At 68.4% G+C, this 11754-nt stretch carries 11 protein-coding genes; 1 reads left to right on the top strand and 10 read right to left on the bottom strand.

What is annotated here, in order from left to right; genetic code table 11:
- Window positions 1-64: 64 nt before the first annotated feature.
- From EL337_RS10065 to ftsY, 3 genes are all read right to left on the bottom strand, one after another.
- Window positions 65-403, bottom strand: a complete 339-nt coding sequence (locus tag EL337_RS10065) for a P-II family nitrogen regulator (protein ID WP_011779408.1) — start codon at window positions 401-403, stop codon at window positions 65-67.
- Between the two features lie 33 nt (window positions 404-436).
- Window positions 437-1789 (bottom strand): ammonium transporter, encoded by a 1353-nt coding sequence (locus EL337_RS10060; RefSeq protein ID WP_048630579.1) that lies wholly within the window; start codon window positions 1787-1789, stop codon window positions 437-439.
- Window positions 1790-1985: 196 nt separating this feature from the next.
- Window positions 1986-3350 carry a signal recognition particle-docking protein FtsY gene (gene ftsY / locus EL337_RS10055; RefSeq protein ID WP_109519783.1) on the bottom strand — a complete coding sequence of 455 codons (1365 nt, stop codon included), beginning with the start codon at window positions 3348-3350 and terminating at the stop codon, window positions 1986-1988.
- A 40-nt stretch (window positions 3351-3390) separates the two neighbouring features.
- On the opposite strand from ftsY, the gene fni reads away from it, so the two are divergent.
- Entirely contained in the window at window positions 3391-4419 is a 1029-nt protein-coding gene (gene fni / locus EL337_RS10050; protein ID WP_048630581.1) for a type 2 isopentenyl-diphosphate Delta-isomerase, read from the top strand.
- A 22-nt stretch (window positions 4420-4441) separates the two neighbouring features.
- Here the strand turns inward: fni and smc are convergent, their stop codons facing one another.
- The 7 genes from smc to sepIVA are packed head-to-tail and all read right to left on the bottom strand — an operon-like array spanning window position 4442 to window position 11696.
- Window positions 4442-8026, bottom strand: coding sequence for a chromosome segregation protein SMC (smc, locus tag EL337_RS10045; RefSeq protein WP_048630582.1), 3585 nt, complete (start codon window positions 8024-8026; stop codon window positions 4442-4444).
- A 26-nt stretch (window positions 8027-8052) separates the two neighbouring features.
- Window positions 8053-8334, bottom strand: coding sequence for an acylphosphatase (locus EL337_RS10040; protein ID WP_048630583.1), 282 nt, complete (start codon window positions 8332-8334; stop codon window positions 8053-8055).
- Window positions 8321-8737, bottom strand: coding sequence for an OsmC family protein (locus EL337_RS10035; protein ID WP_048630584.1), 417 nt, complete (start codon window positions 8735-8737; stop codon window positions 8321-8323). Before EL337_RS10035 ends, EL337_RS10040 begins: the two co-directional genes overlap by 14 nt.
- Before the next feature lie 26 nt (window positions 8738-8763).
- On the bottom strand, window positions 8764-9612 hold the full coding sequence (gene mutM, locus EL337_RS10030; protein ID WP_048630585.1) for a bifunctional DNA-formamidopyrimidine glycosylase/DNA-(apurinic or apyrimidinic site) lyase: 849 nt from the start codon (window positions 9610-9612) through the stop codon (window positions 8764-8766).
- Between the two features lie 6 nt (window positions 9613-9618).
- On the bottom strand, window positions 9619-10326 hold the full coding sequence (gene rnc, locus EL337_RS10025) for a ribonuclease III (RefSeq protein ID WP_048630586.1): 708 nt from the start codon (window positions 10324-10326) through the stop codon (window positions 9619-9621).
- Window positions 10323-10928, bottom strand: coding sequence for a YceD family protein (locus EL337_RS10020; RefSeq protein ID WP_048630587.1), 606 nt, complete (start codon window positions 10926-10928; stop codon window positions 10323-10325). The genes rnc and EL337_RS10020 overlap by 4 nt, the downstream gene beginning before the upstream one ends.
- A 30-nt stretch (window positions 10929-10958) precedes the next feature.
- Window positions 10959-11696 carry a cell division protein SepIVA gene (gene sepIVA / locus EL337_RS10015; RefSeq protein WP_048630588.1) on the bottom strand — a complete coding sequence of 246 codons (738 nt, stop codon included), beginning with the start codon at window positions 11694-11696 and terminating at the stop codon, window positions 10959-10961.
- Window positions 11697-11754 lie beyond the last annotated feature (58 nt).

Raw genomic sequence — 11754 nt, 5'->3', positions numbered from 1 at the left:
ACTTGACGATCAGCACTCACACGGCCTAACTGCCGGGAGACGACTTCTCATTCCACGATACTGATCAAAGGGCATCCGCCCCACGCTCGCCGGTGCGCACCCGGACCACGGTCTCGACCGGGCTGACCCAGACCTTTCCGTCGCCGATCTTGCCCGTGCGGGCGGCCTGGACGATGACGTCCACCACCTTGTCGACGGCGGCGTCGTCCACGACGACCTCCACGCGCACCTTGGGGACGAAGTCCACCGAGTACTCCGCACCGCGGTATACCTCGGTGTGGCCCTTCTGCCGACCGTAACCCTGAACCTCACTGACGGTCATGCCGAGGATGCCCGTCTGCTCAAGCCCGGTCTTGACATCTTCGAGCGTGAACGGCTTGACGATCGCGGTTATCAGCTTCATGTAGTTGATCCCTTCCGATGAAATTGTCGCCGATCAGGCGAGCTCGTAAGCCGTTTCGGCGTGTTCGGTTTCATCGATACCAGTGTCTTCGTCCTCCTGAGACACCCGCCAACCCAAGGGCTTGACGATGAACGCGATGATGACGGTCATGATTGCAGTGAACACGACGGCCACCAGTGCGATGACAGCCTGGACCACCAACTGCTGAATACCACCGCCGTAGAAGAGGCCGGTTTCGGTCGCGAGGAAGCCGATGCCGATGGTGCCCCACAGGCCGGCGACGAGGTGCACGCCGACCACGTCGAGCGAATCGTCGTAGCCGAACTTGTACTTCAGCCCGATCGCGAGTGCCGACAGGATGCCTGCGACCGCACCGAGGATGAGCGAGCCGATGGCGGACAGCGAGCCACACGCAGGCGTGATCGCGACCAGACCGGCGACGATGCCCGAGGCGGCGCCGACGCTGGTGGCGTGCCCGTCACGGATCCGTTCCACCAGCAACCAGGCCAGCATCGCGGCCGCAGTGGCGGCGGTGGTGTTGACCCACACGGCGCCGGCAAGCATGTCCGCAGCGCCCTCGGAGCCGACGTTGAAGCCGAACCAGCCGAACCACAGGATCGCGGCACCGAGCAAGACGAAGGGGACGTTGTGGGGGCGGTACGGCGTCTTGCCGAAGCCGGCCCGCTTCCCGAGGAGGATCGCCAGCACGAGTGCGGCCATGCCGGCGTTGATGTGAACCACGGTGCCACCGGCGAAGTCGATCGGCGACACGTTGGCCACGCCTTCGTCATCCACGCCGAAGAGCTTGGCCGCAAGGCCCGACTCCGAGCCCGACAGCAGACCGCCGCCCCAAACCATGTGCGACAGAGGGAAGTACACCAGGGTGACCCAGATCGCGCCGAACACCAACCAGGTGCCGAACTTCATGCGCTCGGCCACCGCGCCACTGATCAGCGCGACGGTGATCACGGCGAACGTCAGCTGGAAGGCCACCCAGACGATGGCAGGCACCGTGCCGAAGCCGCCGAGGACGAAGGTGTCGACGCCGTCGATCTCGCGGACTTCCGTCAGCTGGCTCAACCCGAAGAGAGAGATCGGATTGTCGAAGACGCTGAAGAAGTCGCTCTCGCCCGTATGCGCCGAGGCGAAGGACATCGAGTAACCCCACAGCACGTAGATGACGCTGACGACACCCAGGGAGCCGAACGACATCATCATCATGTTGAGGACGGACTTCTGGCGGGACAGACCGCCGTAGAAGAACGCCAGGCCTGGTGTCATGAACAACACCAGTGCGGCGGACGTGAGCACCCACGCCGTATCCCCGGCGCTCAGGCCATCTGGCCCGAACGGCAGGAAAGCTTCGTCTGGCAAGGCTAAAAGCACTTTGTGTGAACCTCCTTGGGATGACGGCCGATCACGATCGGCCTCCCGAAGAGACTCTTTTGCAAGCGTTTCACCTGTGATGCTGTTGTGTTTCACCCATGTGAACGGGCACGCCTATCTCGTTACGCTCGTGTTTCACGAGGGACGACCAGCAAAAATTCACGCCCGCTGCGCGAAATTCGCGGCCCGGAAATCGTCAGCCGAGCAGCGCGTCGACGAAGGCGGCGGGCTCGAACGGCGCCAGATCGTCGGGCCCCTCGCCGAGCCCGACCAGCTTGACGGGCACCCCGAGTTCCTGTTGCACGCGGAAGACGATGCCGCCCTTGGCCGTCCCGTCCAGTTTGGTCAGCACGACACCGGTGATGTCGACCACTTCGGCGAACACCCGGGCTTGCGGCAGGCTGTTCTGACCGATGGTCGCGTCGAGCACCAGCAGCACTTCGTCGACGGCGGCGCGCTTGGCCACCACGCGCTTGACCTTGCCCAACTCGTCCATCAGCCCCGTCTTGGTGTGCAGACGGCCGGCTGTGTCGATGACGACGACGTCGGCACCCGCGGCGATACCGGTGTCGACGGCGTCGAAGGCCACCGATGCGGGATCCGCTCCCTCGGGACCGCGCACCACCTGGGCACCGACCCGGGAGGCCCAGGACTCGAGCTGGTCGGCGGCGGCGGCGCGGAACGTGTCCGCCGCGCCGAGGACGACGCGCCGTCCGTCGGCGACGAGCACCCGCGCGAGTTTGCCGACGGTCGTCGTCTTACCCGTGCCGTTGACGCCGACGACCAACAGCACCGACGGCTTGTCGGCGTGCGGCAGCGCTCTGATCGAACGATCCAGGTCGGGTCGCAGCTCGGAGATCAGCACCTCCCGCAGTACGGCCCGGGCGTCCGCCTCGGTCCGGACGCGGCTGCTGGCCATCTGTGTGCGCAACGACGCGACCACCGACTGGGTCACGACGGGGCCGAGGTCGGCGATCAGCAGGGTGTCCTCGACCTCCTCCCAGGAATCCTCGTCGAGGTCGCCGCCGCCGAGCAGGCCCAGCATGCTGCGGCCGAGGGTGTTCTGCGATTTGGCGAGGCGACCGCGCAGGCGGTCCAGGCGCCCTTCGGTGGGCGCGATCGAGTCGATGTCCGGGGCACGTGGGTCGGGGACCTCTGTGGCCGGCTCAGGGGTCGCCACCGGCGCTTCGGGTTCGGCAGCCGGCGGCGCGGGTTCGGCGACCGGCGGCTCGGGGATGGCGACCGGGGGCTCGGGGGTCGCCACCGGGGGTTCCGGCAGCGTGACATCGGCGATGGGGCGCTTCGGCGCGTCCCGCGGGATGGTGGCATCATCGCCCACGGCGGGCAGGCCGCTGGTGTCCAGGCGTTCCGGCGCCGTGGCCTGCGTGAAAGAGATGCCCGACGTGGCGGTATACCCGCCCGAGCGATCGATGGGAGTGGCAGTGTCCGGAGCCGACAGCCTGATCCGGCGGCGGCGGTACCGCACGAGGCCGACCACGAGCGCGACTATCAGCAGCAGAGCAGCGATGACCGCGATCGCGATCCACAGACCAGGTCCGATAGTTTCCGTCACGGTGCCATTGTCTCAGGGCACCTGACCCGTGACGCGTGACCCCGTGTCTGCCGTGGCGCACCGCAAGCGGCGCCACATCGATGTCTGTCTCACCGAGGCGGTCGACTACCAGACCGTGACCACCGGCCTTGAGCGCTATCGGCTGCCCTACAACGCGCTGACGCAGACCAACCTGGACACCGTCGACCTCGGTACCGAATTTCTGGGGTCGCCGCTGCGGGCGCCGGTGCTGATCGGAGCGATGACCGGTGGCGCGCAGCTGTCCGGCATCATCAACCGCAACCTCGCCAGCGCGGCACAGCAACTGGGCCTCGGCATGATGCTCGGCTCCCAGCGGGTCATGATCGACGACCCCGCTGCCGCCGTCAGCTTCGACGTACGTGACGTCGCCCCGGACATTCTGCTGATCGGCAACATCGGCCTGGCGCAGCTACAGACGGCGATGGTGCCCGGCCTGGCGGCTGCGCTGGACAGAGTGGGCGCCAACGCCCTTGCGGTGCACACCAATCCGCTTCAGGAAGCCATGCAGCACAATGGCGACACCGATTTCTCCGGGTCGATTCAGCGACTGCGCGCCGTCGCGGGGTCGCTCGGCCATCCGGTCATGCTCAAAGAGGTCGGCCATGGCATCGGCACCGCCGCAGCCGCCGAACTCGCCGATTGCCCGGTCGCCGCGATCGACGTCGCCGGTGCGGGCGGCACCTCGTGGGCCCGCGTCGAACAGTTCGTCCGCTATGGCGAGGCCCGCTACCCGGCACTCGCCGAGTGGGGCATCCCCACCGCACAGGCACTCACCGAGGTGCGGCAACTGCTGCCCGAGGTCCCGCTGGTCGCCTCGGGCGGCATCCGCACCGGCATGGACGCCGCCAAGGCGCTCGCGATGGGCGCCGAGGTGGTCGCCATCGCGCGGCCACTGCTCGCTCCGGCGATCGAATCGGCTGCCGCCGTTGTGGATTGGCTGCAGCCATTCATCGACGAACTGCTGGTGTGCCTGCACGGCTGCGGTGCACCCGACCTGACGGCGCTGCGCAACCTCTGCGTCGCCGAGCTGCACTGAGTCCGAGTCCGCGGACATCGACTCAGGACGGACTGGCGACCAGCTCCTGGCCCCGCATCCGCTGCGAGATCACGGTGGTGATGCCATCACCGCGCATCGTGACGCCGTACAGGGCATCGGCGATTTCCATCGTCGGCTTCTGGTGCGTGATCACGATCAGCTGCGAGACCTCCCGCAGCTGCTCGAACAGGCTGATCAGGCGGCGCAGGTTGACGTCGTCGAGCGCGGCCTCGACCTCGTCCATGACGTAGAACGGCGACGGTCGGGCCCGGAAGATCGCCACCAGCATCGCCACCGCGGTCAGCGACTTCTCGCCGCCGGACAGCAGCGACAGCCGCTTGATCTTCTTGCCCGGCGGGCGCGCCTCGACCTCGATGCCGGTGGTCAGCATGTCGTCCGGGTTGGTCAGCAGGAGCCTGCCCTCACCGCCGGGGAACAGCGTGGCGAACACCTGGGTGAACTCGCGCTCGACGTCGGCGTAGGCCTCGGTGAACACCTGCAGGATGCGGGAGTCGACGTCGGCGATGACGTCCAGGAGGTCCTTGCGGGCGGCCTTGACGTCCTCCAGCTGCGTCGACAGGAAGTTGTATCGCTCCTCCAGCGCGGCGAACTCTTCCAGCGCAAGAGGATTGACCCGCCCCAGCTCGCCGAGCTCACGCTCGGCGCGCTTGGCCCTGCGCTCCTGTGTGGGCCGATCGAACGGCATCGGTGCGGGCGCGGTCACCTGCTCGCCGCGCTCGCGGGCCTGCTCGTACTCGGCCATCTCCAGCTCCGACGGCGGCAACCCGACCTCGGGTCCGTACTCGGCCACCAGGTCGGCAACGGCCATCCCGAACTGCTCGAGCACCTGCTGTTCGAGCTGCTCGATGCGCAGGGCAGCTTGCGCTTTGGCCACTTCGTCGCGGTGGAGTGAGTCGGTGAGGGCGGCGATCCTGGTGGACAGCTCGCCGACCTCTTCGCGCGCCTTGGCCAAGGCGCTCGCGCGCACCTGACGCTCGGCGGCCACCTCGTCGCGCACCCGCGACGCCACCGTCACCGCCTGGCTCAGCCGCGCCGCTACCAGCCTGCCGGACTCGGCGACCGCGGCGGCCACCGCGGCGGCCTGCACGCGAACCTCGCGTGCCCGTTGCGCCCTGGCGCGTGCCTCGCGCTCGTTGTTAGCGGCGCGGCGCAATGAATCCGCGCGCCCACGAACGGCATTGGCGCGCTCCTCGGCGGTGCGCACGGCCAGCCGCGCTTCCACCTCGGCCGAGCGGGCTGCCTCGGCGGCAGCCGTCGATTCGGTTCGATCGACGGGCTCCGCGTCGAACATCGGCTCGTGCTGGGCGTTACTGAGCCGCAGTTCCAGCTCCGCGAGCTCTGCGACGGTGCGGTTGCGACCGGCCTCCAGCTCGTCGCGCTGCTTGATCAGACGCTGCCATTCGTCGTCGGCCGCACGGGCGTCCTGGCCGAGCCGGCCGAGCTGCTCGTAGATCGCGGCGATGGCGGCATCGGATTCGTTCAGCGCGGCCAGGGCCTGCTCTGCGGCGTCCTGCCTGGCCGACTGCTCGGCCAGCGCACCGGACAGCGCCGCGCCGAGTTCACCGGTCTGCCGTTCCGCCTCGACCAGTTCGCTACGCGCCTTGTCCACCGCCGACGCGATCTCCAGCGTGCTGGGCTTGCGATCGGATCCGCCGCTCACCCACCCTGCTCCGACCAGGTCACCGTCGGTGGTGACTGCGCGCAAAACAGGTTGTGCCGCAACAAGTTCCAGGGCCGTGGCGAGGTCGGCCACCACAGCCACACCGGCCAGCATGGCAGTGACGGCGCCCCGGACACGCTCAGCCGGCTCCACCAGATCCACGGCCCACACGGCGTCTGCGGGCAGCTGGCCGGTCACCGGGGTCTGCGCCGGCCAGTCGCCGAGCACGATCGCGGCGCGACCGGCGTCGGACTCCTTGAGAGCGGCCATCGCGGCGCGCGCGGCGCCGAAGTCCTCGGCGGCAAGTGCATCGGCAGCGGCCCCCAGCACCGCGGCCACCGCCGCCTCATAGCCGGTGCGCACTTTGACCAGATTGGCCACAGTGCCGAAAAGTCCGGTGCCGCTCCGGTGTTCCTGCAGCCAGGCGGCGCCGTCCTTGCGCTCCAGGCCCACCGACAGCGCGTCGATCCGGGCTTGCAGCGATGCCACCTGACGTTCGGCGGCACGCTCGGCGGCCTGCAGCTCGGACACCCGTTCGTCGGCCAGCCGCAACGCGCTGACGGTGCGGTCATGGTGCTCGTCGAGGCCGACCTCGCCGGCATCGAGCTCGCCGACCCGGCTCTGCACCATCTCGAACTCGGACTGGGTCTGCTGGGCACGCGCTGCGGCCTCGTCGATGCTCGCGGTCAGGCGCGCGACCGTCTCGTCCACCGACTCCACCCGGGTGCGCATGGTGTCCACCTGGCCCGAGAGGCGGGCCAGGCCCTCGCGCCGGTCCGCCTCGGCACGTGCTGCAGCCATGTGCGCCCGCTCGGCCTCAGCGGCCACACTCTCGCGCTCGGACAGTTCGGCGCGGGCGGACTCCAGCCGGGCCTGAGATTCGGCGAGCTCCTCCAGCAGGTGCCGTTCCTGCTCGGCGACCTCGTCGGCCTGGGCCTCCAGCTCCTCGGGGTCGGGTCCGGCGGAGAAGTCCGGCTCGGCATCGAGATGCTGGGCACGCTCGCTGGCGATGCGCACTGTGGCGCTGACCCGCTCCGCCAGAGCCGAGAGCCGGAACCAGCGCTGCTGGGCGGTCTCGGCACGCTCGTTGAGCTCCTCGACCGCGCTCTCGTGAGCGTCGAGCTCGGCCGAGCGAACCTCGAGCCTGCCGCTGAGTTCGTCGTGTTCGCGGCGCAGCGTCGTCTCGGCCTGGTTGGTGTCGTCGAACTCCGCCTTGCGGGTGACCAGGTCGTCGGCGGCCAGCCGCAGCCGGGCATCGCGCAGGTCTGCCTGGATGGTCTGCGCCCGACGGGCCATCTCGGCCTGCCTGCCAAGCGGTTTGAGTTGGCGGCGCAGTTCTGTCGTCAGGTCGGTCAGCCGGGCGAGATTGGCCGACATCGAGTCCAGCTTGCGAACGGCCTTTTCCTTGCGTTTGCGGTGCTTGAGGACGCCTGCGGCCTCCTCGATGAACGCACGACGATCCTCGGGCCGTGATTCCAGGATCTCCGAGAGCTTGCCCTGGCCCACGATGACGTGCATCTCGCGTCCGATACCGGAGTCGCTCAGCAGTTCCTGCACGTCCATCAAACGGCAACTGCTGCCGTTGATTTCGTATTCGCCGGCACCGTCGCGGAACATCCGCCGGGTGATCGACACCTCGGAGTACTCGATGGGCAGCGCGTTGTCGGAGTTGTCGATCGTCAGCGTCACCTCGGCGCGGCCCAGCGGGGCCCGCGACGACGTGCCCGCGAAGATGACGTCCTCCATCTTGCCGCCGCGCAGCGTCTTCGCGCCCTGCTCCCCCATCACCCAGGTGAGCGCGTCGACCACGTTGGACTTGCCCGAGCCGTTGGGGCCGACGACGCAGGTGATACCCGGTTCGAAGCGCAGAGTCGTCGGCGATGCGAAGGACTTGAAGCCCTTCAGCGTCAGACTCTTCAAGTGCATGGGGTCAAACCCTACCGCCGAGACACTCAGCGCTCGGTGAAGCCGGTGATCGCGTCGGCGGGTTCGGACCAGTCGACGATCACCTTGTCGACCTGACCCGGCGTGTCGGCCCCTTTGAGCAGGTCAAGCAGGCGTTCGCAGGCGTCCCGCGGCCCCTGGGCGACCACCTGCACGCGGCCGTCGGGCTTGTTGGCGGCGTAGCCCGTCAGCCCCAGTTCCAGCGCCCGCGACCGCGTCCACCAGCGGAAACCCACGCCCTGCACGTGCCCGTGCACCCAGGCGGTGAGCCGGACGTCACTTGCCCCCAAGCTGTTTCACCTCAAACGTCACTTCAGTACCGGTTTTTAACGTGCGCCCCACTGTGCACACCTGATCTATGGCGCGCTCCACCACCGTGAGCAAGCGGGCCTTCTCCTCGTCGCCGAGCCCCGACAGATCCACCTCGAGGACCTCTGCGAGCAGCGGGTAGCGCTCCTGGTCGCGATCGGCGTCTCCGGATACCCGGATCGTCGCCTCATAGCCGTCACCGAGACGCCGGCGCAGCGGCTGGTCACTGCTCAGACCGCTACACGCAGCCAGCGCGATCTTCATCAGCTCGCCCGGCGTGAAGACGCCTTCGACGTCCTCAGAACCCACCAACACCTCGGCGCCGCGCGTGCTGCGGCCCGTATAGCGACGCACTCCCGTGCGCTCCACCCATAGTTCGGTCACGCCCTATTTCTACAACCTCCGCCGAATCAGACGCGCGGGCGAGGTTGGCAGCGTGGGCAGTAGAAGGACGAGCGGTTCATGAACTTGTCCCGCCGCATGATCGCGCCGCACCGCCGGCACGGCTCCCCCTCGCGGCCGTACGCGTCCAACGACCGGTCGAAGTAGCCGGACTCGCCGTTGACGTTGACATAGAGCGAGTCGAACGACGTGCCGCCCTGGCCCAGCGCGTCGGTCATCACGTCGGTCGCCGCGTCCAGGAGTTCGGCGAGCTTGGCCTTCGACACCCCCGACGCCAGGCGGGCCCCGTTGATCTTCGCCCGCCACAACGACTCGTCGGCGTAGATGTTGCCGATGCCGGAGACCACGGTCTGGTCCAGTAGTTGGCGTTTGATCTCGGAGTGCTTGTGCCGCAACACCGTGACGACTGCAGCGCGGTCGAACAGCGGGTCCAGCGGGTCACGCGCGATGTGCGCGACGGGCAGGGGCACGTCGGTACCGTCGACGGTGACCAGATCCGCGAGCATCCAGCCGCCGAAGGTGCGCTGGTCGACGAAGCTCAGTGTGGTGCCGTCGTCGAGCAGCGCGGCGATGCGCAGGTGGTTCGCATTGGGCACGTCACCGAGCAGCATCTGCCCGCTCATGCCGAGGTGCACCACCAGCGCCGCACCGTCGTCGAGGGTCAGCCACAGGTACTTTCCGCGCCGACCGGTCCCGGTGATCGTGGTGTCCAACAGCCGGGCGGTCAGATCGGCGGGCCCGGCCTCGTGCCGACGGACGGCACGGGGGTGGTGCACGCGGACCGCGGTCAGGGTGCGGCCGGTGACGTGCTCGGCCAACCCGCGCCGGACCACCTCGACTTCGGGGAGTTCAGGCATCCGGGCTCAGTCCGCCGAGGTCAGATCACCGGTGAGGGCGTGCCATGCCGCCGCGGCGGCCTTGAGTTCGGCCTCCTTCTTGGTGCGTCCGACGCCTCGGCCGTACTCGCTCTCGCCGATCACCACCAGGGCGGTGAACTCCTTGTCGTGGTCGGGTCCGGTGGACGTCACGAGGTAGGCCGGAGCACCGAGCCCTCGGGACGCCGTCAGCTCCTGCAGGCTGCTCTTCCAGTCCAGTCCGGCACCCAGTGTCGGCGCCGTGTCGAGCAGATCGCTGAACAGCCGGAGGATGACTTCTCGCGCCGCGACCGCGCCGTGTTCCAGATAGATGGCACCCAGTAGGGATTCGACACCGTCGGCCAGGATGCTGGACTTGTCGGCGCCGCCCGAGTTCTCCTCGCCCTTGCCGAGCAAAAGGTAGGCGCCGAGGCCGTGGACGGTCAGATTGCGGCCCACATCGGCCAGCGCCTGGGTGTTCACGATGCTGGCGCGCAGCTTGGCCAGATCGCCTTCGGAACGGTCCGGGTGCCGGTGGTAGAGCTCCTCGGTGATCGTCAGCCCCAGCACCGAATCGCCGAGGAACTCCAGGCGCTCGTTGGTGGGCACGCCGCCGTTCTCGTAGGAGTAACTGCGGTGGGTGAGGGCCATGGTGAGCAGCTCGGGAGACAGGTCGATGCCGAGCGCGGTGAGCAGGAGCGCGCGGTCGACCGTCACGAGTCGTCCTGCTCGTCGTGCTCGGTCACCTGGTCCCGCAGCGTCACGAGCTTGGCCCACCGCGGGTCGATGTTGTCGTGGTGATGTCCGGGACCGGCGGTGTCGAGCGCGACCCCGCACTCCGGGCACAGCCCCGGGCAATCCGGGCGGCACACGGGCGAGAACGGCAGTGCCAGTCCGACGGCGTCGATGATGGGCTGCTCGAGGTCGACGGACTCGCTGCTGCGATCCTGCTCGACGCGCGGTATCTCGTCGGCTTCGGTGGTCTCTTCGGTGGTGCTGTCCGGGTAGGCGAACAACTCGGTCAGATCGATCTCGACCTCACCGGCGATCGGCTGCAGACAGCGTGAGCATTCGCCCGATGTCGGCGCCGACGCCGTCCCGGTGACCAGCACACCCTCGGACACCGATTCCAGACGCAGGTTCAGGGTCACCGGTGCACCCTCTTCGACGGCGACCAGGTCCAGACCCATGCGTACCGGGCTGGGCACCGTCGTCTCGACCGTCGTCATCGAACCTGGTCGGCGGCCGAGCCGCGAGATGTCGATCACCAGCGGCGACCGTGGACCCCGGCGCGCCGCCGCCTTCGCATGCGTCGCCATGCACGTATCGTACGGTCCCCCCCTGAGGGGTCAGCGAGCCGCGTAGTCGTGCGTGCCCGCGGCGGTACGCAGCTGGTGGCGCCCGCGACCGACCGAACGGATGGTGCCGTTGAGGAAGTCCTCGAACTCGGCCAGTTTGCTGTCGACGTAGATGTCGCACTCGCCGCGCAACCGGTCGGCTTCGGCGTGCGCCGAGTCGATCATCCGGGTGGCCTCGGCCGTGGCCGTCGCCACCACCTCGGTCTGCGACACCAGGCGCTGCTGCTCCTTGATGCCTTCCTGAACCGCCTTCTCGTAGGTCAGGTTGCCGTTCTCGATGAGCCGGTCGGCCTCGGACTTGGCCCGTCCCGTGGTGGCTTCGTACTCCCGCTTGGCGGTCGCCGCGATGCGGGCAGCCTCCTCGCGGGCCTCTCCCACCATGCGATCGCTGTGCTGACGCGCCTCGGCGACCATGCGATCGGCCTGCGCCTTGGCGTCGGCGAGCAGCCGGTCGGCTTCCGCGCGGGCATGGTTGACCATCGAGTCGGCCTCGGCGTTGGCGGTCGACACGGTCGACTCGGAATGCTCCTTGGCGTCGCGGAGCAGGGTGTCGCGCGCATCCAGGACGTCCTGCGCGTCATCGAGCTCCCCCGGGATGGCGTCCTTGATGTCGTCGATCAACTCCAGGACATCACCGCGGGGCACCACGCAGCCGGCCGTCATCGGCACACCGCGGGCTTCTTCGACGATCGCACCCAATTCATCGAGAGCTTCAAAGACTCGGTACACGGCGACACCCTCCAGGCGTAGTTTGACAGTGACCAGTGTGCCTGGTGTTACGCCTGTG

Source organism: Mycolicibacterium aurum (genome assembly GCF_900637195.1).
GTDB lineage: Bacteria > Actinomycetota > Actinomycetes > Mycobacteriales > Mycobacteriaceae > Mycobacterium > Mycobacterium aurum.
This window is presented reverse-complemented; position numbering and strand designations above follow the sequence as displayed.